The organism is Azospirillum sp. HJ39 (assembly GCF_041507355.1).
Classification (GTDB): domain Bacteria; phylum Pseudomonadota; class Alphaproteobacteria; order Azospirillales; family Azospirillaceae; genus Azospirillum; species Azospirillum thiophilum.
Genome location: NZ_CP167912.1, coordinates 239,925 through 261,608, shown reverse-complemented (window position 1 = coordinate 261,608; position 21,684 = coordinate 239,925). Strand labels below are relative to the sequence as shown.

General features: G+C 68.5%; 20 protein-coding genes. 5 read left to right on the top strand and 15 right to left on the bottom strand.

The genetic code is table 11. The annotated features are described in order from the left end of the window. Positions 1–59: 59 nt before the first annotated feature. The gene (treS, locus tag ABMY26_RS28785; protein ID WP_372399602.1) at positions 60–3,425 is read right to left on the bottom strand and encodes a maltose alpha-D-glucosyltransferase; all 3,366 of its coding nucleotides are present in this window, start codon (positions 3,423–3,425) and stop codon (positions 60–62) included. Positions 3,426–3,706: 281 nt separating this feature from the next. Between treS and ABMY26_RS28780 the strand changes: the two genes are divergently transcribed. Next, positions 3,707–4,639, top strand: a complete 933-nt coding sequence (locus tag ABMY26_RS28780; protein ID WP_372399601.1) for a glycosyltransferase — start codon at positions 3,707–3,709, stop codon at positions 4,637–4,639. A 4-nt stretch (positions 4,640–4,643) separates the two neighbouring features. On the opposite strand, the gene ABMY26_RS28775 is transcribed toward ABMY26_RS28780, so the two are convergent. Next, positions 4,644–6,128 carry a PLP-dependent aminotransferase family protein gene (locus ABMY26_RS28775; protein ID WP_372399600.1) on the bottom strand — a complete coding sequence of 495 codons (1,485 nt, stop codon included), beginning with the start codon at positions 6,126–6,128 and terminating at the stop codon, positions 4,644–4,646. Positions 6,129–6,247: 119 nt separating this feature from the next. Here ABMY26_RS28775 and ABMY26_RS28770 point away from each other — a divergent pair, with 119 nt between their 5' ends. Then, positions 6,248–6,970 carry a pyridoxamine 5'-phosphate oxidase family protein gene (locus ABMY26_RS28770; RefSeq protein ID WP_372399599.1) on the top strand — a complete coding sequence of 241 codons (723 nt, stop codon included), beginning with the start codon at positions 6,248–6,250 and terminating at the stop codon, positions 6,968–6,970. A gap of 141 nt (positions 6,971–7,111) precedes the next feature. On the opposite strand, the gene ABMY26_RS28765 is transcribed toward ABMY26_RS28770, so the two are convergent. From ABMY26_RS28765 to ABMY26_RS28735, 7 genes are all read right to left on the bottom strand, one after another. Continuing rightward, positions 7,112–7,723, bottom strand: a complete 612-nt coding sequence (locus tag ABMY26_RS28765; protein ID WP_372399598.1) for an OmpA family protein — start codon at positions 7,721–7,723, stop codon at positions 7,112–7,114. Positions 7,724–7,892: 169 nt separating this feature from the next. Then, on the bottom strand, positions 7,893–8,429 hold the full coding sequence (locus tag ABMY26_RS28760; RefSeq protein ID WP_045584238.1) for a gamma carbonic anhydrase family protein: 537 nt from the start codon (positions 8,427–8,429) through the stop codon (positions 7,893–7,895). 165 nt (positions 8,430–8,594) lie between these two features. Next, complete coding sequence (gene argC, locus ABMY26_RS28755) at positions 8,595–9,671, bottom strand: N-acetyl-gamma-glutamyl-phosphate reductase (protein WP_372399597.1); 1,077 nt, start codon at positions 9,669–9,671, stop codon at positions 8,595–8,597. Positions 9,672–9,792: 121 nt separating this feature from the next. Further along, entirely contained in the window at positions 9,793–10,278 is a 486-nt protein-coding gene (rpsI, locus tag ABMY26_RS28750; protein ID WP_372399596.1) for a 30S ribosomal protein S9, read from the bottom strand. Between the two features lie 2 nt (positions 10,279–10,280). Next, positions 10,281–10,745, bottom strand: coding sequence for a 50S ribosomal protein L13 (gene rplM, locus ABMY26_RS28745; RefSeq protein WP_372399595.1), 465 nt, complete (start codon positions 10,743–10,745; stop codon positions 10,281–10,283). A 181-nt stretch (positions 10,746–10,926) separates the two neighbouring features. Further along, positions 10,927–11,433 (bottom strand): PaaI family thioesterase, encoded by a 507-nt coding sequence (locus tag ABMY26_RS28740; RefSeq protein WP_372399594.1) that lies wholly within the window; start codon positions 11,431–11,433, stop codon positions 10,927–10,929. 88 nt (positions 11,434–11,521) lie between these two features. Continuing rightward, the gene (locus tag ABMY26_RS28735; protein WP_372399593.1) at positions 11,522–12,313 is read right to left on the bottom strand and encodes a hypothetical protein; all 792 of its coding nucleotides are present in this window, start codon (positions 12,311–12,313) and stop codon (positions 11,522–11,524) included. Positions 12,314–12,624: 311 nt separating this feature from the next. Between ABMY26_RS28735 and ABMY26_RS28730 the strand changes: the two genes are divergently transcribed. Continuing rightward, positions 12,625–13,740 carry a formylglycine-generating enzyme family protein gene (locus ABMY26_RS28730; RefSeq protein WP_372399592.1) on the top strand — a complete coding sequence of 372 codons (1,116 nt, stop codon included), beginning with the start codon at positions 12,625–12,627 and terminating at the stop codon, positions 13,738–13,740. A 22-nt stretch (positions 13,741–13,762) separates the two neighbouring features. Here the strand turns inward: ABMY26_RS28730 and ABMY26_RS28725 are convergent, their stop codons facing one another. Further along, a complete protein-coding gene (locus ABMY26_RS28725) occupies positions 13,763–14,668 on the bottom strand; it encodes a LysR family transcriptional regulator (RefSeq protein ID WP_372399591.1) in 906 nt (301 codons plus the stop codon). Between the two features lie 111 nt (positions 14,669–14,779). On the opposite strand from ABMY26_RS28725, the gene ABMY26_RS28720 reads away from it, so the two are divergent. Beyond that, complete coding sequence (locus ABMY26_RS28720) at positions 14,780–15,403, top strand: glutathione S-transferase family protein (RefSeq protein ID WP_372399590.1); 624 nt, start codon at positions 14,780–14,782, stop codon at positions 15,401–15,403. 132 nt (positions 15,404–15,535) lie between these two features. After that, positions 15,536–16,414: a 5'-nucleotidase, lipoprotein e(P4) family gene (locus tag ABMY26_RS28715; RefSeq protein WP_372399589.1), complete on the top strand. Its 879-nt coding sequence runs from the start codon at positions 15,536–15,538 to the stop codon at positions 16,412–16,414. 36 nt (positions 16,415–16,450) lie between these two features. Here the strand turns inward: ABMY26_RS28715 and ABMY26_RS28710 are convergent, their stop codons facing one another. From ABMY26_RS28710 to urtB, 5 genes are all read right to left on the bottom strand, one after another. Next, the gene (locus ABMY26_RS28710) at positions 16,451–16,603 is read right to left on the bottom strand and encodes a hypothetical protein (RefSeq protein ID WP_372399588.1); all 153 of its coding nucleotides are present in this window, start codon (positions 16,601–16,603) and stop codon (positions 16,451–16,453) included. A gap of 631 nt (positions 16,604–17,234) precedes the next feature. Then, positions 17,235–17,930 (bottom strand): urea ABC transporter ATP-binding subunit UrtE, encoded by a 696-nt coding sequence (urtE, locus tag ABMY26_RS28705; protein ID WP_372399587.1) that lies wholly within the window; start codon positions 17,928–17,930, stop codon positions 17,235–17,237. A gap of 14 nt (positions 17,931–17,944) precedes the next feature. Then, positions 17,945–18,691: an urea ABC transporter ATP-binding protein UrtD gene (urtD, locus tag ABMY26_RS28700; RefSeq protein ID WP_045584246.1), complete on the bottom strand. Its 747-nt coding sequence runs from the start codon at positions 18,689–18,691 to the stop codon at positions 17,945–17,947. 3 nt (positions 18,692–18,694) lie between these two features. Beyond that, on the bottom strand, positions 18,695–19,891 hold the full coding sequence (gene urtC, locus ABMY26_RS28695; protein ID WP_372399586.1) for an urea ABC transporter permease subunit UrtC: 1,197 nt from the start codon (positions 19,889–19,891) through the stop codon (positions 18,695–18,697). Positions 19,892–19,894: 3 nt separating this feature from the next. Then, entirely contained in the window at positions 19,895–21,532 is a 1,638-nt protein-coding gene (gene urtB, locus ABMY26_RS28690) for an urea ABC transporter permease subunit UrtB (protein ID WP_372399585.1), read from the bottom strand. Positions 21,533–21,684 lie beyond the last annotated feature (152 nt).

The following is a 21,684-nucleotide window of genomic DNA, read 5'->3' as shown; positions in this document are numbered from 1 at the left end:
TGCCCTTGTTGTGGAGGCATCGTATTCCCTGGGGTGTGAACATACCCGCGGCGGTTTCGTCACACCATGCCCGCCGCGGATCCTCCGCCTCCTTCCCTGGCATCGTCCAGCAGACCGAGCACGCCCTTGACCGGGATGCCGATCCAGGCCGGCCGGTTGGCCGCCTCGTAGCCGATCTCGTAGAAGGCCTTCTCCAGCAGGAACAGGGTCAGCAGGCCGCGCGCCGCCTCGCCCTGCGACGGCCAGACCGGGCAGCCCTCGATGGCGGTGCGATAGCCGTCGAGGAAGGAGTCGACGCTGCGCCGCTCCCAGTCGCGGGCGGCGGCCAGCGCCGGGTTGTCGCCGCCGTTGGCCGGCTCCCCGGCATTGTCCAGCCGGAACAGCGCCGCCCAGGCGGCATAGTTGAAGGAGCGCAGCATCCCGGCGACGTCGCGCAGAGGGCTGACCTTGGCCCGGCGCTCCTCCAGCGTCTTGGCCGGTTCGCCTTCGAAGTCGAGGATGTACCAGTCGTTCTGCGCCCGCACCACCTGCCCCAGGTGATAGTCGCCGTGGATGCGGGTCTTGACGCTGTCGACCGCCATCCCGGCCAGCGCGTCGAGCCGCTCCATCGCCTCGGCCCGGCGGGCGAGCAGCTGTTCGGCATCCGCCCGCACGTCGGCGGTCAGCCGGTCCAGCGTACCGGGCAGCGCCGCGAAGGCGGCTTCCGCCTGGGCGCGGGCGGCGGCGGTCCAGCCTGCCAGGTCGCCTGCATCGACCGGCTCGGGATCGAAGGCCAGGTTTCCGGTGGTCTGCGCCAGCGCCCGGTGCAGTTCGGCGGTGCGCTGACCCAGCGTGGTCATCATCACCAGATGCATGCCGAAGGGCTCGCCGGCCTCGGCCGCATCCTCGGTGCTGCCGGCGACGCCCAGCCGGATATCCTCCAACTGGCGCTCCAGCTCCTCCACGGTGCTGGCCCAGCCGTCGCCCTGGTTGCGGACGAAGGCCTGCGCCACCGCCAGCGCGGTCGGCGTGCCGTCGGCGGCCACCTGCTCCACCGCGCCCAGCAGGGCGGGGGTGTTGGCGAAACCGACCCCGGTCAGGAAGCGGCCCATCTCCACCTCGGGATGCTCGCCCTCCACCAGCCGGCGCAGCACCTTCAGCACGATCTGGCTGTCGACCAGGACCGAGTTGTTGCTCTGCTCGACGCCCAGGCGCCGCACCTCGGCCTCGGGCGACAGCTCGATGGCGGCCAGCGCCTCGGTGGGGGTGAAGCGGATGCGGTCGCCGCCCGTGGCGGCGGCAAGGGTCTCGCCGCGCCGCAGCGCCCCGATCAGCGACAGGGCGAAGCCGTCGGTCTGCACCGCGTCATAGAGCGCGCCGGTGCGCGGGCCGCGCCGCACCTTGGCCAGCGTGTAGGGCAGCAGCGGCCAGCCGGTGCCGCCGGCCCCGCTCTCCCAGCTCATCGCCAGCGGCAGGAAATAGCTCTGGTCGGCGGCATTGCCGTCCATTCCTCCGCCGCTCAACCCAACCTGGGTGCGCACCAGCATGAAGCCGTCGCCCGGCCCCGGCAGATGGGCGGCGAGCGTGACGTGCGACCGGGTGATGCGGCGGTCCTTGGCCGAGAACCAGCGTTGCTGCGGCATGTAGGCCTGCAGGATGTCGCGGCCCAGCTCGTCCGCCGACTTGCCGGTGGTCAGGCTGTGCCAGCCGTCGCGCATGACGATGGTCAGCAGGTCGGGCAGCGGTTCCGGCGGCGCCTCGTGCCAGGTCGGCAGCTCCGCCTCGGCGGTCAGCGCGAACCAGTAGAAGCCGTAGGCCGGCAGCGTCAGCAGATAGGGAAGGTCGCCGATGGGCGGGAAGACGGTGCGGCCCAGCAGCTCGACCGGGATGCGGCCCTTCCACGCCTTCAGGTCCAGCTCGACCGCCTGGGCCGAACGCGACAGGTTGGCGACGCACAGCGCGATCTCCGGGCCGTTTTCCGTCTCCAGGCTGCGGATATAGGCCAGGACCTTGCGGTTGCCGGGATAGAGCAGCGAGAAGCCGCCGCGGCCGAAGCCCTGGCGCTGCTTGCGCACCGCGACCAGCCGCTTCATCCAGTTCAGCAGCGAGGAGGGGTTGCGGGCCTGCGCCTCGACATTGACCGCCATGAAGCCGTAGATCGGGTCGAGCACCGCCGGCAGGTAGAGCCGGGCCGGATCGGCGCGCGAGAAGCCGCCGTTGCGGTCGATCGACCATTGCATCGGCGTGCGCACGCCGTCGCGGTCGCCGAGATAGATGTTGTCGCCCATGCCGATCTCGTCGCCGTAATAGAGCACCGGCGTGCCGGGCATCGACATCAGCAGGCTGTTCAGCAGCTCGATCTTGCGGCGGTCGTTCTCCAGCAGCGGGGCCAGCCGGCGGCGGATGCCGAGGTTGATCCGCATGCGCCGGTCGGACGCATAGAAGTTCCAGAGATAGTCGCGCTCGCTGTCGGTGACCATCTCCAGCGTCAGTTCATCGTGATTGCGCAGGAAGATCGCCCACTGGCAGTCGGCCGGGATGTCGGGCGTCTGGCGCATGATGTCGGCGATGGGGTGCCGGTCCTCCATCGCCACCGCCATGTAGATGCGCGGCATCAGCGGGAAGTGGAAGGACATGTGGCATTCGTCGCCGCCCTTCTCCGGGTCGCCGAAATAGGGCAGCACGTCCTCCGGCCACTGGTTGGCCTCGGCCAGCAGCATGCGGTCGGGATATTCCTCGTCCAGCGCGGCGCGGATCGCCTTCAGGACGTCGTGCGTCTCCGGCAGATTCTCGTTGTTGGTGCCCTCGCGCTCCTTCAGGTAGGGGATGGCGTCGAGCCGCAGCCCGTCGACCCCCATGTCCAGCCAGAAGCGCATCACCTTCAGCACCTCCTGCAGGACCTCGGGATTGTCGAAGTTCAGGTCGGGCTGGTGCGAGTAGAAGCGGTGCCAGTAATAGGCGTTGGCGACCGGATCCCAGGTCCAGTTGGATTTCTCCGTGTCGCAGAAGATGATCCGCGTGCCCTGGTATTTCTGGTCGCTGTCGGACCACACATAATAGTCTCGGTGGTTGGATCCTGCCGGGGCTTCCCGCGCACGCTGGAACCAGGGGTGCTGATCGGAGGTGTGGTTGATGACCAGCTCGGTGATCACCCGCAGGCCGCGGTTGTGGCACTCCTCCATGAAGCGCTGGAAATCCTCCAGGTTCCCGTAGGTCGGGTTGACCGAGGTGTAGTCGGCGATGTCGTACCCGTCGTCGCGCAGCGGCGAGGGGTAGAAGGGCAGCAGCCACACCGCCGTCACGCCCAGATCCTGGATGTAGTCCAGCTTCTGGGTCAGCCCGGCGAGATCGCCGATGCCGTCGTTGTCGGCGTCGAAGAACGCCTTCACATGCAGCTGATAGATGACTGCATCCTTGTACCAGAGCCGGTCCTGCCGATCGATCATGGGTCCAGCACTTTCGCATACGATTGATGGAACACGTGTCGCGGGAACACGGAATGGAAACAAGCCAACGGGTCGAAGGTTTCACCCCCGGCCTTACGAGGCAACCCTCGACTTCCGGATAGGCTGGACGTCAAAAGCCCCGCGCCGCAACGGCTTGGCCACAGTCTGCACCAGCCGTCCGAAAGCACGGCAATCCCGACTGGACATGGATTGACGCCGAAGAATTATCCAGGCAGGTTGGCCCGCTTACCACTTTGCGCATAGGATGCGGCGGACAAGCCATGCTGGGCTCCTTCATCGTCGTCACGGGCGGCGACGCCCGCTATCACCCGCTGATCCTCGAACTGGTCGCGTCGCTGCGGGCCCTGAAGCCGGCGGCCGACTGCCCCATCGGCATCATCGACGCCGGGCTGACCCCCGGACAGATCGAGGATCTGAAGGCGCAGGGCGCCGCGGTGGTGACGCCGCCCTGGCCGGTCGACATCCCGGCCCATAAGCTGCGCAACCGCATCCACCTGAAGGCCAACCTCGCCAAGCTGCATCTGCCGACATATTTCCCCGGCTACGACACGCTGATCTGGATCGATGCCGACGCCTGGGTCCAGGATTGGGAGGCGGTGGAGATGCTGCGGCGGGGGGCGGCGCTGAACCGCTTCGCCATCGTCGCCCAGTTCGGCCGCTTCTCCGAAACAGAGCTGCGGCTCGACTGGCTGTTCGGCCGCTTCGCGCGGGTGCGCTCGATCCTGTACAAGAACTCCAGCCGCGCCGGCCTGAGCACCGCGGAATGCCGCGCGCTGGCGACCCGGCCGACGCTGAATGCCGGCGCCTATGCGCTGAAGGCCGACGCGCCGCATTGGGAGGCGTTCCAGCGCTGGCAGAAGCGGGTGCTGCGCAAGGGGCGGCTGTTCACCTCCGACCAGCTGGCGATGGCCGGCGCGATCTATCTCGACGGGCTGCCGGTGGAGCTGCTGCCGGAATGGTGCAACTACATCGGTCCCTGGCGCTTCGATCCGGAACGGGCGGAGCTGGTCGAGTATTTCCTGCCGAACCGCCGGCTCGGCATCGTTCACATGGCCGGCGAGGACGCCATGCGCGCCGACCCGACGGTGCTGCGCCCGGTGCTGGACATGCAGGACCGGACGCACCAGCTGAGCCTGCGCTATCCCGCCTGGGCCGCGCCGACGACGCACCGCGTGGCGGAACCGGCTCCCTGACGCGTCAGGCCGTCAGCCGCGCCAGATCCCGCACCGCCCGGTCGAGCGCCGCCGGCTCATGCGCGGCGAAGCCCAGCAGCAGGCCGTTGCCGGCCCCGCCGCCGCGGTAATAGTCGGACAGCGGCGGCGTGGTCAGGCCGATGCGGGCCGCCCGCTCCGCCAAGGCGCGGTCGGGGCACTCCGGCGGCAGGCGCAGCAGGACATGCATGCCGGCCTCGCCGGCCTCCGCCTCGGCGAAACCGGTGAAGGCGGAGGCGATCGATTCCAGGAAGGCGGCGCGCTTGGCGGCGTAGAGCGCGCGCATGGTGCGCAGGTGCGAGGCGAAATGGCCATCGGCCAGGAAGCGATGCAGCGCCGCCTGCGGCACGATGCTGGTTCCGCCGTCGAAATGGCGCCGCGCCGCCCGCACCGGCTCCACCAGATCCGGCGGGACGACGACATAGCCCAGGCGCAGCGCCGGGAACATCACCTTGCTGAAGCTGCCGACATAGATGACCCGGCCGGCGCCGTCCAACCCCTGCAAGGCGGCCAGCGGCGGCCCGGCATAGCGGAACTCGCTGTCGTAATCGTCCTCGACGATCCAGGCATCCCGCGCGGCGGCCCAATCGAGCAGGCGCAGCCGGCGTGTCAGGCTCATGGTGACGCCCAGCGGGAACTGATGCGACGGGGTGACCAGCACCAGCCGGGCATCCGGCCCGCGCGCCATGCCGGCGGCGACGTCGATCCCCTCCGCGTCCACCGGCACCGGGACCAGCCGCGCCCCGGCCCCCAGCAGGGCAGCGCGGTTGCCCGGCCAGCCCGGCTCCTCCACCCAGGCCGAATCGCCGGGATCGAGCAGCAGTTGGGCCATCAACGCCAACCCCTGCTGGGCGCCGGAGACGATGACGACCTGTTCCGATTCGCAGCGCACCGCACGCACGGCACGCAGATAGGCGGCGATCTCCGCCCGCAGCGGAGGGTGGCCCAGCGGGTCGGGTTCCGTCGCCAGCAGGCGCCCGCCCCCGCGCCAGCAGCGTCCGAGCAACTGCGCCCACAGCGCGAAGGGAAAGGCGTCCAGGGCTGGCGTGCCGAGCGCGAAGGGCCGCCCGGCCCGGTCGCGCGCCAGGGCCGGCGCTTCGGCCAGCATCCGGCCGCGGGCCGACAGGCCGACGCCGCGCCGTGATTCGGTCCGGCTTCCGGTGCGTTCGGCACCGCCGCCCGGCACCGCATCGGGCAGGGTGGACGCGACGAAGGTTCCGGCGCCGACCCGGCCGGTGACGTAGCCCTCCGCCAGCAGCGTGTCGTAGGCGGTGACCACCGTGTTGCGCGACAGCCCCCGGTCGGCGGCCAGCGCCCGGCTGGGCGGCAGACGCTCCCCCGGCCGCAGCCGGCCGTCGAGCACCGCCTGACGCAGCGCACGGTAGAGCTGGCGGTGCAACGGCTCGGCCCCGTCGCGGTCGAGCGCGAGCGGTCCCAGGCTGGACAGCACCGGACGCGACGGCCGGGCCATGGCGATCCCTTCGCGGAAGACTGAATTGGTCCCTGCCGAATCGGCATTCCGGACCTTTCGAAGGGACCATTCTGCTGCCCATTCTGGGGCATCGCAACATCTTCCGCACATGGACGACCATGACCAGCCTTCCCGCCGATCCCGCCGCCGGCACCGCCACCGGCACCTTGCCGCAGACCCCGCGCACCCGCCCGGTGCGGCTGGGCGAGCGCGGCAGCCATGATGCGGCCCTCATCCATGCCATCATCGACGAGGCGCCGATCTGCCATGTCGGCTTCGTCGACGACGCCATCAAAGGGCATGCCGCGCCTTCCCCCATGGTGATCCCGACGATTCCCTGGCGGGTCGGAAACGAGTTGCTGATCCACGGCGCCTCGTCCAGCCGGATGATCCGCCGGCTGCAGGAGGGCGGCGAGGCGTGCGTGACGATCTCGCTGATCGACGGCTGGGTGCTGGCGCGCTCGGCCTTCCATCACTCCGTCAACTACCGGTCGGTGATGCTGTTCGGCCGGCCGCGGCTGGTGGCGGAGGAGGCGGAGAAGCGCGCGGCGCTCGATGCGCTGATGGAAAAGATCGAGCCCGGCCGCAGCGCCAAGGTGCGCGCGCCGACTGTCCAGGAGTTGAAGGCGACCGCCGTGCTGGCCTTCCCCATCGCCGAGGCCTCCGCCAAGCGGCGGTCCGGCCCGCCCGGCGACGATCCGGAGGATATGGCCCATCCGGTGTGGGCGGGGGTGGTGCCGCTCCGGCTGGTGTCCGGCGAGCCGATCCGGGATCCGGCCCAGGATCCATCGGTGGCGCCATCGGTGGCTCCATCGGTGGCTCCGGCCCAGGCCACCGGCTGACGCGGCCAGGTCGCCTGGAAAGAGACGCCGGAAAACGATGAAGGCCGCGCCGGGTTTCCCCGACGCGGCCTTCGTCTTGCGGAAGAACCGCAGGCGTCGGGCCGTTCCGAAACCCCCGGAACCGCCCGTGCCAATCCGTCCTTAGGACGACGGAGCGTTCATCATACGCGGCAGGATCTGCGCACGACGGTTGGACGGCTCGCGGACGTTCGGACCGGTCTGGACCAGCAGCTGGCTCTCGCCCTTGCCTTCGGTCGTGATGTTGGCGGTCTGGATGCCCTTGGCGACCAGAGCCTTCTTGACCGCGTCGGCACGACGCAGCGACAGCTTCTGGTTGTAGGCCGGCGAGCCCGACGTGTCGGTGTGGCCGACGACGTGGATCTTGGCTCCACCGTTCTTCAGGATCGCCGCAACGGCGTCGCCGATCACGCGATCAGCAGCCGGGGTGATGGCCGACTTGTCCCAGTCGAAGAACACCAGATATTCGCTCTGGACCGCGGCAACGGCGGCCGGAGCCGGAGCGGCAGCGGCCGGCGGGCACGGATAGCTGCCCTGGTGGATCACATAACCGCCGCCGGCGGTGCGGGCGGCGACGCCTTCCTTCACCTGACCGGTCCAGCCGATGACCGGGCTGCACCACTCGGTGCCCTTGCCGACCAGGCTCGCGTCCTGGGCGTTGGCGGCCGCAGACAGACCGAAAGCGACGATGGCGGCCGGGATGGCAGCCAGACCCGCGCGAACAATAGTCTTCATTGTCTTCACTCCCTTCCAGAACCCTTCCCCTCAGAGTGCCTGCGGGGGATGAACCTATCAATCGAAGCATCCGTCCACGTGCAAGCGCGGCAGCGACCTTCCCAACATGTGGTGTGCGGTGTTGTTCCGACACCTCAGCCGTTCGGCCGAACCGGACCTGTTCTTGGACCTATGCTCCACTTCCATAGCAGCTTTTCCGGTAGGTTTCCGCCAAATCCGTATAACGGTGGCTGAGCACCGGAAAAACCGCGAGATCCTTTTCCGTCAGCTCGCGAACCGGTCTAGCCGGGCTCCCGGCCCACAAGAATCCGGACGTCACCCGCTTCCCGGGCGTCACCAGAGCACCGGCGGCGACCATCGCCCGCGACTCGACATAGGCCCCATCCAGGATGCAGGCCTTCATGCCGATGAAGCAGCCGTCTTCCAGCGTGCAGGCGTGCAGCAACGCCATGTGGCCGACGGTGATGTCGTTACCGATGTAGGTACCCTGCCCTTCGGAGGCCACGTGGATCACGGTGCCGTCCTGGATGTTGGTGCGAGCCCCGATTCGGATCTCGTTGACGTCTCCACGCACGGTGCAGCCGTACCAGATGCTGCTGTTCGCCCCGACCACGACATCGCCGATCACCGCCGCCGTTTCCGCGATGAACGCGGTCGGGTCGACGGTGGGCAGGATGCCGTTGAAGGCGCGGACAAGGCCGGACATCAGATCGTACCGAAGTCGTGCATGACGGGCGGGATTGAAACACCGTAAGGCTTAAGGCACCACCTGATTTCGCATTGACAGGCCAAAGCAAATCCCGATTGGTGCCCTTGTGCAACAGTGCGGACCGGGGGCCACAACGCTGTCACAGCCCCCTTCGCCCTTTGCTTATGGGAACAGCGGCGCCTGATCGATGCCGGTCGTCTCGCCCAGCCCCATCATGACGTTCATGTTCTGGATGGCCTGGCCCGAGGCGCCCTTCACCAGATTGTCGATCACCGACACGATGATGGCGCCGCGCGGGGTGCGGTCGGCGACCACGCCCATCAGGCAGTGGTTGGAGGCGCGGACATGGCGCGTCGCCGGCACCACGCCGGCCGGGGTCACGCCGACGAAGAACTCGTCGGCATAGCGGGCGGCCAGCGTCGCCCGCAGATCGTCGGCGGTGACGCCGTCGGCCATGCGGACATAGATGGTCGCCAGCATGCCGCGGTTCATCGGCACCAGATGCGGGGTGAAGGAGACGGTGACCGGCCGGCCGGCGGCCAGGCGCAGTTCCTGCTCGATCTCCGGCATGTGGCGGTGATGGCCGACGCCATAGGCGTTGAAGCCTTCCGAAACCTCGGTGAAGAGGTTGGCCTGCTTGGCGTCGCGGCCGGCCCCCGACACGCCGGACTTGGCGTCGATGATGATCCCGCCCGGCTCGATCTGGTTCTCCATCAGCAGCGGCAGCAGCGGCAGCAGCGAGCTGGTCGGGTAGCAGCCCGGGTTGGCCACCACCCGCGCCTTGCGGACGCCCTGGCGGTTGAACTCGGTCAGGCCATAGGCGACCTCCTTCTGGAGGCCGACGGCGCGGTGCTCGTGCCCGTACCAGGTGGCGTATTCGGCCGGATCGCTCAGGCGGAAATCGGCGGACAGGTCGACCACCTTCAAGCCGCTGGGCAGGCCCGCGACCACCTCCTGCGTCGTGCCGTGCGGCAGGGCGCAGAAGACGAAGTCCAGCCCATCCCATTTCAGCGCCTCGATCTTCACCAGATCGGGCAGGCCGTAGCCGCCCAGATGCGGGAACACCTCGGCCATCGGCTTGCCGGCCTGTCGTTCGGCGGTCAGGGCGCTGATCTCGACGTTCGGGTGACGCAGAAGCATGCGCACCAGTTCGGCGCCGGTGTAACCGGAGGCGCCAAGGATGCCGACGCGGATCTTCGAACCGCTGGAGGTGCTGCCGAGAATGCTGGTCGAGGCCATGGAACCGATGTCCTTCGCTTGACGGGAGGAGCGTGCAGATGGGTGTCGGGACAAAAAGAAAGGGGCGCCCCTTTCGGGACGCCCCTCGCTTGTACCGTAAAGGCGCGGGCCCGTGTAGGGATTAGCGCTTCGAGAACTGGAAGCTGCGGCGGGCCTTGGCGCGGCCGTACTTCTTGCGCTCGACCGTACGGGCGTCGCGGGTCAGGAAGCCGGCGGCCTTCAGCGGCGGACGCAGGCCCGGCTCGAAGTAGGTCAGCGCCTTGGAGATGCCGTGACGGACGGCACCGGCCTGGCCCGACAGACCGCCGCCGGCGACGGTGGCGACCACGTCGAACTGCTCCGAACGCTCGGTGACGCCGAACGGCTGGGCAATCATCATGCGCAGCACCGGACGGGCGAAGTAGACGCTCTGGTCGCGGCCGTTCACGGTGACCTTGCCGCTGCCCGGCTTGATCCACACGCGGGCGACGGCGTCCTTGCGCTTGCCGGTGGCATAGGCGCGGCCCTGGGCGTCCAGCTTCGGAGCGGCCAGCTCTTCGTTGACGGTCGCGGTGGCGGCGCCCGTCAGATCCTTCAAGCCGGAGAGGGTGGTGGTGACCTGAGCCATTGTTACGCGCTCCGCTTATTCTTCGGGTTCAGGGCGCCGACGTCGAGGGCGACCGGCTGCTGCGCATCGTGCGGATGCGTGGCGCCCTTGTAGACCTTGAGATGGGTCATCTGCTGGCGGCCGAGCGGACCGCGCGGAACCATGCGCTCCACGGCCTTCTCGATCACACGCTCCGGATACTTGCCGTCCAGGATCTGGCCCTTGGAGCGGCCCTTGATCCCACCCGGATAGCCGGTGTGCCAGTAGAAGATGTCGGCATCGCGCTTGTTGCCGGTCAGCTTCACCTTCTCCGCATTGATCACGACGATGTGGTCGCCGCAATCCATGTGGGGGGTGTAGGTCGGCTTGTTCTTGCCACGCAGGATGTTCGCCAGGATGCTGGCAAGCCGCCCGAGAACGAGGCCGTCGGCGTCAACGACGTACCACTTCTTCTCGATGTCGGTCGGCTTCAGATTGAAGGTCTTCATCGCCACACTCGTTTCTTCGAATACGGATCGGCAGGCCGCCGAATCCGGGGCGCCGAAGCGGACGGCTTTCTACGGTCCGGGGAACGCTCTGTCAACCGAAAAATTTCCATTTTAAATCAATCGGTTACGAGGACGGTAATTAGATACCGTATCGTCAAACCCATTGATCTGAAAGGATTTTTCAGGAGGCACCATCGACACGGTAATGGGATACCGCAACAGTCACGGGGTCGTGCGGGGGGATCGAGTAGGTGCCGGTGACATGGGCGACCGGCTCCGGATCGCCCTCGGAGAAGAGCAGGATCTCGCCATAGGCCAGCCGCTTGCCAAGCTTCAGGACGCGCGCCTCGGCAACGATGGCGACGGGAGGCGGGCGGCGCAGGAAGTTGATGGTCATGCTGGTGGTGACCGCCAGTTCCACCCGGCCAATCAGGCTCAGCACCGCCCCATAGAGCGCCACGTCGGCCAGGCCGAACATCGCCGGACCGGTGACGGTGCCGCCGGGACGGACGAAATCGTCCTTGTAGGGCAGGCGGAGGCGGATCGTGCCGGCGCCGAGACTGTCGACGACGATCCCGAAATTCCCGACCAGCGGAACCCCTTCGCGGATCAGGTCGGCCAGCTCCTCCTTCGTCATGGCGGGAGCGGGAGCGTCGGCGGACATGGAAGCGGGCGTGGTGACGGACATGGAGCCTCGACCGGTGAGCTTATGGTTTCACCCCCGGACTGTGCGCCATCCCGTCCATTCGGACAAGTATGGTGCTGCCATGCAGGCGTTACTCCGCCGGCTTGGCCTCGGTCGGGGCGGCTGCTTCGGGGGCCGGAGCCGGGGAGGAGGCGGGAGCGGTGCCGGTGGCAGCGGTATCGGTGGGAGCGGTCAGGCGAATCGGCCCGCCGCTGCCGGATGGCACGGTGCCGGCGGCCGATTCGGACGCGGACGCGAGAGGCGGGTCGAGCGGGACCGCCCTGATGTCCGATTTGGGCGCATCGGGTTTGGGGGCATCGGGTTTGGGCGCTTCCGCCGCGGCGGCGTCCGGCTTGGCAACCGCCGCTTTCGAAAGGTCCGGCTTGCCGCTGTCGGCCTGCGCAGGGGCCGGCTCCAGCGGCGTCGAATAATCCGGCACGATGCGGGCCTGGCTGCCGGTGATCACCAGCACCTTCTGGCCGATGGGCAGCGGCTGCGGCTCCTTCTGGGTCAACGACAGCAGGTCGCCGTTCGACTTGCGGACGATGTATTCCCAGCCGGTGGTATCGCCGGCGATATGCTCGATCGCCGTGCCGAGCAGGCCGCCGATCGCGGTGCCGCCGACGGTGCCGAGCGCGGCATTCATGCCCCCCGAGCCCACCTGCGCACCCAGGATGCCGCCGGCCGCCCCGCCGCTGACGGCGCCCACCGTGCCGTTGGCACTGATCGCCACCTGCCGGAAGCCGACGACGACCGCCGGCTCGACCTTGTTGGCCTGCTGGACCGCGCTGGAGGCGTAGGTGTTGGGGGAATAGTCGGAGCTGCAGCCTGCGAGACCGCCGGCCACGGCGACGAACAGGCAGAATGAAACCGATCGGAGCACGGGGGATCCATCCGTATTGAGACCCGCCCAGTCTCATACGGCAAAGCCCCCCTTGCCGTCACCGGGCAAAATCCGGACGGGCCGGCAAGTCTGTGTTGCAGTGCAGCGATGGAACCGGCGCCAACCGGGTCATCCGTCGCGCCCCAATGGCAGGAACCTTGCCGCATTCGGCCTAGCCCGCCGGGCGAAGATCCCGCTTCCACCCCGGAGTGCTCCCAACAGGACACGGACGCGCGATTGCCGGGTGTCGAATGCCAACCGGAAATGGCGGGATGACCCACGGTGACATCCCGGCGAAAGAACTCCCCGTCATGAAGCGTATCCTGCCCGGCTCGGTGGGAGCCGTTCTGGCACTCGTCCTGCTGCTGGCCGGGCTGGCGGCCTGGCGGCGGGCCGAGCCGGTCGATCTGACCGGCTGGCGGAGCGAACGGCTGGCCGCCTTCCAGGCCTGGCAGACCCAGCCCGGCGCCGCCGATCCGGCCGGCCGGTCCCAGGCCGTCCTCGCCGCCACCGGCAATCCGATCCGCGAGGTCTGGGACCATCCCGACGCGCCGGTGATGGTGGTGGTTCCGCCAGGCAGCTATCTCCAGGGGTCGCCGGAGACGGAGGCCGGGCGCTTCCCGGAGGAATCGCCGCAGCGGACGGTTTCGCTCCGGCAGCCTTTCGCCATCGGCAAATACCCGGTGACCCGCGGCGAATATGCCCGCTTCGTCGAGGACAGCGGCTACCAGTCGAACACCGTCTGCCGCGGCTACTCCGGCGAGACCGAGCTGCTGGCGCGCTGGCATTTCTCCTGGCGCCGGCCGGGCTTCGAGCAGACGAACCGGGAGCCGGCCGTCTGCATCGGCTGGTACGACGCGCAGGCCTATGCCGGGTGGCTCAGCCGCCGCACCGGCCAGCGCTACCGCCTGCCGACGGAGGCGGAATGGGAGTATGCCGCCCGCGCCGGCACCCGGACCGCCCGCTGGTGGGGCGAGGATCCGGCCGCCGGCTGCGATGCGGCGAACGGCGCCGACCGGAGCGCCAGGGACCGCTTCACCGACTGGGAGGTGGCGGCCTGCCGCGACGGCGCCCTGTTCACCGCCCCGGTCGGATCCTACCGGCCCAACGGCTTCGGCCTGTACGACATGCTCGGCAATGTCTGGCAGTGGGTGGAGGACTGCGCCGCCGGCAGCTATGACGGCGCCCCGACCGACGGGTCGGCCCGCCGGGACGGGGATTGCGGCCGGCGGATGATGCGCGGCGGGTCGTGGCACAGCAACCCGCGCTATGTCCGCTCGGCCATCCGCCGGGCCGACGAGCCGGGGACCGGCTATGCCGCCTACGGCCTCCGCGTCGTCCGCGACCTGTCGACCACGGTCGGCGCCTCCCCCGCCCGGTCGGCCGGGCTCGACGGCAGACCGGCGGCCGACGCACCGCACCGCTGAGCGGGAATCGGGCAGCGGCCGGTCACGCCCCGCCCTTCAGCACCGCCAGCGCCGTCAGCCCTTTCACCGCATGGTCGAGGAAGGCGCGCACCCGGCCGGGCATCAGCCGGGCCGAGGGCACCACCACATGCACCGGCAGCGGTGCCGGCTCGGCGTGCGGCATCAGCCGCACCAGCGTCCCGGCGGCGATGTCGTCGGCAACCTGATAGGACAGCGGACGCGCGATGCCGTGCCCGTCGCGCGCGGCGAGCAGGGCCGAGTCGATGTGGCTGACGGCAAGGCGCGGCGCGACCCTGACCAGCCGCTCCCGCCCATCGATCAGAAAGCGCCATTCCGGCGATCCGGAGCGGCCCGTCGAGACGATGACGTCGTGGGCGGCCAGATCCTCCGGCGTTTCGGGAGTGCCGCGCCGCGCCAGATAGGCGGGGCTGGCAACGAGATGACGCCCGACCTGCCCGACCCGCCGGGCGACCAGACCGGAATCGGGAAGCGGGCCGATGCGGATCGCCACGTCCAGCTCCTCCTCGATCAGGTCGAGGTTGCCGTCGGACAGCACCAGCTCGATCCGGATGTCGGGCAGGGCACGCATGAAGTCGAGGACCAGCGGCGTCACATGCTCGCGCCCGAACATCACCGGCGCGGTGATGCGCAGCCGCCCGCGCAGCGGCCGGTCGGTGCCGGTGGCGGCCAGCGCCTCGTCATAGTCGGCCAGCAGCCGGCGCGCCTGCTCCGCCAGCCGCCGCCCGGCATCGGTCGGGGCGAGATTGCGGGTGGTCCGCTCGATCAGCCGCAGGCCCAGCCGCTCCTCCAGCCCCGACAGGGCGCGGGTGACGACAGGTGCGGAGCGGCGCAGCCGCTTGGCGGCGGCGGCAAGGCTGCCGGTCTCCAGGATCGCAACGAAGATCGCCAGTTCGTCCAGCCGGTCCACGATTCTTCCAGTTTCCGAAAGAGTTCCTTGCGATCAAAGCGCATTCCTGCCGAACCGCGCAAGTGGTTGTCTTGCACGCATCGACCGCCCAAGACAACGGAGAACCAGCCGGTGACCACCCCAGCCATCACGCTCTACGGAACGCCGCTGTCCGGCCATGTCCACCGGGTCGAAGCCTTCCTGAACATCCTCGGCCTGCCATTCCGCTATGTCGACGCGAATGCCGAGCTGCAGAAATCCGATGGATTCCTCGCCCTCAATCCGCTTGGACAGATCCCGGTTCTTGTCGATGGCGAGCTGGCCCTGGCGGATTCGACCGCGATCCTGGTCTACCTCGCCAGCCGGTACGACGGCAGCGGCCTGTGGAGCCCGAAGGCACCGGAGGAGGCCGCACAGGTCCAGCGCTGGCTGTCGATCGCATCGGCCGAACTGCGCTTCGGACCGGCGCGGGCACGCTTCCTGACCCTGTGGGGCGGAACCACCTCCTACGCCGACGCGCATGCGCTCGCCGAACGGATCCTGCGCTTCATGGACGGGCATCTGGCAAACCGGGACTGGCTGGCGGCGGAGCGGCCGACCATCGCCGACCTCGCCTGCTACGCCTATGTCGCCCGTGCACCGGAAGGCGGGGTGCCGCTCGATCCATACCCCGCCGTGCGGCGCTGGCTCGAACGGGTGGAGGCGATCCCGCGGTGCACGCCGATGCCGCGCAGCCCCGCCCCCGAACCGGCCTGAGCCGAACCGGTGCCCGGACAGCTTGACGCAAGCGACGTTTTGTTACTGACGCAAGCGTCACGGCACCATCGCCAAGCGCCCTGAACTGTGGTTCGATGACGGTTCCATGACACTTGATCGATGGGTGTGTCGATGCGCAAATCCGCCTGTTCCGGGCGCTGGTCGCTGCTGTCCGGTGCGGTTGTCCTCTCCCTTCTGGCCGGTCCCGCTCTGGCGGCGGATCCGGCTCCCCAAGGCCCGGTGCCGCAGAACGACCTGCTGAACGCCGAGCTGTGGATGCAGCGCTCGGTCGAATACAAGGCGAATGCGCTGGCGGTCTATGCGCTGGGCAGGATCCAGCTGGACAAGGCGCTGGCCGACAAGACCTGGACCGCGGCGACCGAGCAGACCGGCGCTTACCAGGACCTGCCGCCGGCGGTGGTGCTGGACCTGGACGAGACGGCGATGGACAACTCGGCCTATCAGGCCGGCCTCGTGACCACCGGCACCGACTTCTCGCCCAAGAGCTGGGATGGCTGGGTGAAGGCGGAGAAGGCGACCGCGGTGCCGGGCGCCGTGGAGTTCACGCACTATGCCGAATCGAAGGGCGTCAAGGTCTTCTACGTGACCAACCGCAGCGCCGACCAGGAGGAGCCGACCCGCCGCAACGCGCAGGCGCTGGGCTTCCCGATGGGCGGCAACGTCGATACCTTCCTGATGTCCAAGGAAAAGCCGGACTGGGGATCGGCGAAAAGCACGCGGCGCGCGGCCATCGCCAAGGATTACCGGATCGTCCTGCTGTTCGGCGACAATTTCGGCGACTTCACCGACGCCTACAACGGCAGCGAGGCGGACCGGCTGAAGGCCTACGAGGCGGCGAAGGAGCATTTCGGGCGCGACTGGCTGATGCTGGCCAATCCCGGCTACGGCTCGTTCGAGAGCGCGCCCTACAGCCATAATTTCAAGCTGTCGGCGGACGAGAAGCGGGCAAAGAAGATCGGCGCGCTGGAACCCTGGGCGCCGGCCCAGTAAGGCGGCCCAGCAAGGTGGATGATCGGTGCGCCGGGCTCAGAAAAGCAGGCGCACCGCCTGCACGATGACAACCCACGGCGCACCGATCATCACCGCCCAGACGGCCACCCGCGGAAGCCCGCGCATCTTGCGGATCTTCGGCTCGGCGGAGGGGGCGGCTTCGAAAGAGGCGGCGTTGTAGATCGACATGGCCTGTGGCTCCGGGAGCGGGATGGCGTTGACGTCATCATGAGGTTACGATCCTTAACGACTGTTAAAGAGCCCGGGACTTGAGGCAGGCACTTGCGATGTACCGCCGTGGATAAGGCATACCTCGAATGTACAGGTCGCTGCATTCAAACCGGTCCGGCACCAAACCTCTACCACTTTCGCGCAAGACTGCCTGAACTCGGAAGGCCGATGTTTTTTACTTCGGTATCGGCAAGCCGCGGCGGCGCGTGACAAAGCCGTAATATTGCCACGAAATCAAACGCACGCGATTGTAGGCGTATCGAGAAATAGATACGAATCAGGGATTTAACCGCTTTCCCCGCCGGAATCCGGACAAGATGCCGCAAGTTTCCTCAACCCATGCGGATTGACTCGACGCCATCTTTGACTGATTCTGTCCTCGTCAGGTTGACGGCCGGCAAGCCGTTGACCGGCATCGAGAAAATCCCCTTCGGCGAGGTCACCGCCGGCAATTGCACGGTCGCTCCGCTCCGACCGCTCGCGTACATAGTGTGGACCTGCATAAGCACCCAGCCATTTCATGCGAAAAAAGGCCGGCGGTTCCCCCGCCGGCCTTTCTTTATCGGGCGCGTCCTCCCCCGAACCGCCGTCACACCGTCAGGTACTTGCGTACCTCCTGCTCATCCAGGCCGCTGCGCGGGCCGGACAGCATCACCTCGCCGCGTTCCATCACCACCCAATCGTCGGCGAGGTCGCGGGCGAAGTCGAAATACTGCTCGACCAGCAGGATCGCCATGGTGCCCTTGTCGCGCAGATAGCTGATCGCCCGGCCGATGTCCTTGATGATCGACGGCTGGATTCCCTCGGTCGGCTCGTCCAGCACCAGGAGGCGCGGGCGCGTCACCAGGGCGCGGCCGATGGCGAGTTGCTGCTGCTGCCCGCCCGACAGGTCGCCGCCGCGGCGCTCCAGCATGGATTTCAGCACCGGGAACAGCTCGAACACCTCGTCGGGGATCGAGCGTTGCGAGCGCGGCAGCGGGGCGTAGCCGGTCAGCAGGTTTTCCCGCACCGTCAGCAGCGGAAAGATCTCGCGCCCCTGCGGCACATAGGCGATGCCGCGGCGCGCCCGGTCGGCCGGCGCCATCTTGGTGACGTCGGCGCCGTCCCAGCCGATGGCGCCGCCGGACACCGGCTTCAGCCCGACGATGGCGCGCAGCAGACTGGATTTGCCGACGCCGTTGCGGCCGACCAGACAGGTGACCTTGCCGACCTCCGCCTTCATGGACACGCCGCGCAGGGCCTGTGCCGCGCCGTAATGCAGATCGATGGAACGAACGTCCAGCATGTTGCGGCTCCTCCTCAGCGGCCGAGATAGGTGTCGATGACCTGGGCGTTGGCGCTGACCGCATCCAGCGAGCCTTCGGCCAGCACCGAGCCCTCGGCCAGCACCGTCACCTTGACGCCGAGCGCCCGGACGAAGCTCATGTCATGCTCGACCACGATCACCGAATGGCGGCCGGCGATGCTGCACAGCAGCTCGGCGGTCTGTTCGGTCTCGGCGTCGGTCATGCCGGCGACCGGCTCGTCGACCAGCAGCAGCTTCGGATCCTGAGCCAGCAGCATGCCGATCTCCAGCCACTGCTTCTGCCCGTGCGACAGGCTGCCGGCCTGGCGGGCACGCAGGGCCGACAGGCGGGTGATGTCCAGGATCTCCTCGATCCGGGCGCGGTCGTCGCGGCTGATCGCATAGGTCAGCGTCTTCAGCGGCCGGCGCGGCGCCTTCAGCGCCAGCTCCAGATTGTCCCACACCGTGTGCGGCTCGAACACGGTGGGGCGCTGGAACTTGCGGCCGATGCCGAGATTGGCGATCGCCGCCTCGCGCAGCTTCGTCAGGTCGGTGCCGCCCTCGAACAGGATGGTGCCGGTGTCGGGCCGGGTCTTGCCGGTGATGACGTCCATCATCGTCGTCTTGCCGGCGCCGTTCGGGCCGATGATCGCCCGCATCTCACCCGGCATCATCACCAGCGACAGGCTGTTCAGCGCCCGGAAGCCATCGAAGCTGACCGACACGCCGTCGAGATAGAGAAGGGTCGATTCCGCGCTCATGGGTCAGGCTCCCTTCTGGTCGGCGGCATGGCCGTTGGAAAGAGTGGGGCCGTTGGAAAGAGTGGGGCCGTTGGGAAGGGTGGGAGGAAGACCAGCGGTCTTGCGGCCGGGCATCCTCGCGGCCAGCTGGCCCCACAGGCCCAGCAGGCCCTTGGGCAGGAACAGGGTCACCGCCACGAACAGGCCGCCCAACGCGAACAGCCACAGCTCCGGCAGGGCGCCGGTGAAATAGCTCTTGCCCATGTTGACCAGCACCGCGCCCAGGATGGCGCCGGCCAGCGTGCCGCGCCCGCCGACCGCCACCCAGATCACCGCCTCGATCGAGCTGGCCGGGGCGAATTCCGAGGGGTTGATGATGCCGACCTGCGGGACGTACAGCGCTCCCGCCACGCCGGCCATGCAGGCCGACAGGGTCCAGGCGAACAGCTTGTAGCTTTCGGTGTCGTAGCCCATGAAGCGCACGCGGCTCTCGGCGTCGCGCAGCGCCACCAGCACCTTGCCCAGCTTGGAGGCGATGACGCCCGACGCGATCATGTAGGACAGCGCCAGCGCCGCGACGGTCGCCACGAACAGCGCGACGCGGGTGGTGTTGGCCTGGATGTCGTAGCCGAGGATGTCCTTGAAGTCGGTCAGGCCGTTGTTGCCGCCGAAGCCCATGTCGTTGCGGAAGAAGGCCAGCAGCAGGGCGAAGGTCAGCGCCTGGGTGATGATCGACAGGTAGACGCCGGTGACGCGGCTGCGGAAGGCGAACCAGCCGAAGGCGAAGGCCAGCAGCCCCGGCACCAGCAGCACCATCAGCGCCGCGAACCAGAACTGGTCGAAGCCGAGCCAGTACCAGGGCAGCTCCGTCCAGTTCAGGAAGACCATGAAATCGGGCAGCTCCGGATTGCCGTAGACGCCGCGCGGCCCGATCTGCCGCATCAGGTACATGCCCATGGCATAGCCGCCGAGCGCGAAGAAGGCGGCATGGCCGAGCGACAGGATGCCGCAATAGCCCCAGACCAGATCGAGCGCCAGCGCCAGCAGCGCGAAGCACAGGTATTTGCCGAGCAGCGAGACGGTGAAGATCGACAGGTGGAAGGGCGAGTCCGCCGGCACCCACAGCGTCATCACCGGGACCGCCACCGCCAGGACCGCCAGGATCGTCAGCACGATCCCGGCCTTGCGGTCCAGCCCCAACAGGAAAAAGCGCAGCAGCATCGGTCAGGCCTCCACCGAGCGGCCCTTCAGCGCGAACAGGCCGCGCGGACGCCGTTGGATGAACAGGATGATGAAGATCAGCACCAGGATTTTGCCCAGCACCGCCCCGGCATAGGGTTCGAGGAACTTGTTCATGGTCCCCAGCGTCAGGGCGCCGACCAGCGTGCCCCACAGGTTGCCCACCCCGCCGAACACCACCACCATGAAGCTGTCGAGGATGTAGCCCTGGCCCAGGTTCGGGCTGACATTGTCGATCTGGCTCAGCGCCACCCCGGCTAGCCCGGCGATGCCGGAGCCGAGCCCGAAAGTCAGCGCGTCGACCCTGGCGGTGCGGATGCCCATGGCGTTGGCCATCGGCCGGTTCTGCGTCACCGCCCGGATCGACAGGCCGAACCAGGTACGCTTCAGCGCCACCAGCAGGGCCGCGAAGACGGCGAAGGCGAAGATGACGATCCACAGCCGGCCGTAGGTGATGGTCAGGCCGCCCAGCTCGAAGGCGCCGGACATCCAGCTCGGCGCACCGACCTCGCGGTTGGTCGGGCCGAAGATGGAGCGCACCGCCTGTTGCAGCGCCAGCGACAGGCCCCAGGTCGCCAGCAGCGTCTCCAGCGGCCGGCCGTAGAGCCAGCGGATCACGCTGCGCTCGATGACGATGCCGACGCCGCCGGACACGATGAAGGCGGCGGGCAGCGCCACCAGGATCGACAGGTCGAACAGGCCGGGAGCGTGGGCACGGAAGGCCTCCTGCACCAGGAAGGTGGTGTAGGCGCCGATCATCACCATCTCGCCATGGGCCATGTTGATGACGCCCATCACGCCGAAGGTGACGGCCAGCCCGATGGCGGCCAGCAGCAGCACCGAGCCGAGCGACAACCCGTACCAGAGATTTTGCAGCGCGGCCCAGAAGGCCAGCTTCTGTTCCAGGGTGGAGATGGCGGAGGCCGCCGACTTCTTGGTGATTTCGGAGGCGCCCGACCCGGCGACCATGTTCAGCAGGACCAGCGCGTCGCGGTCGCCGCGGGCGGCCAGCGTGTCGGCGGCGGCCTGGATTTCGGCGTCGGTCATCTTCGCCGCGGCCTCGCCGGTCAGCAGGATGGCGGCGCGCGCCTGCTCCATGGCGGCGCGGACACCCTTGTCCTGCTCCTTGGCAAGGGCCGCGGTCAACGTCTCCAGCGCCGAGGGGTCGCGGCTCTTGAACACCGCGTCGGCGGCGGAGCGGCGGACACCGGCATCGGGGCTCATCAGGGTAAGCGCGCCCAACGACGCATTGATGGCGCGGCGCAGCGAATTGTTGATGCGGATCTTTTCGACCGCGGCGGACGGCGCATCGCCCAGCGCGGCGCGGGTCAGCGGGTCGGTCAGGGTGTAGGCGTCGCCGGACTTGCGGGCGACGACGACGGCGCCGTCGGCCTTGCGTACGAAGAGGTCGCCGGCCTGGAGCGCTTCGATCACCGGCACGGCGGCCGGATCGCCGGCCTCCGACAATTGCGCCAGGGCCTTTTCGGTTCCGGAATAGCCGCCGCTGCCCAGGGCCTGGACGAGGGGGCGCAAATCGATTGCTTGGGGATCGGCGGCGAATGCGGCGGTCGATGTGGCGACCACCACGCAGACGGCCATCAGCCAGCGGAGAGCGCGTCGCATCGCGGGTCCTTCGGTGCGGGGGGCGGATGTCAGGCCAGTTCAAAAAAGCGCTGACGCTTGCCCCCTCCCCGGCCCTCCCCCGCTCTCGGCGGACCGACGGTCCGTCCGACGCGGGAGAGGGAGGGTTAGGGAGGGGGCAAGCGTCGCGACCA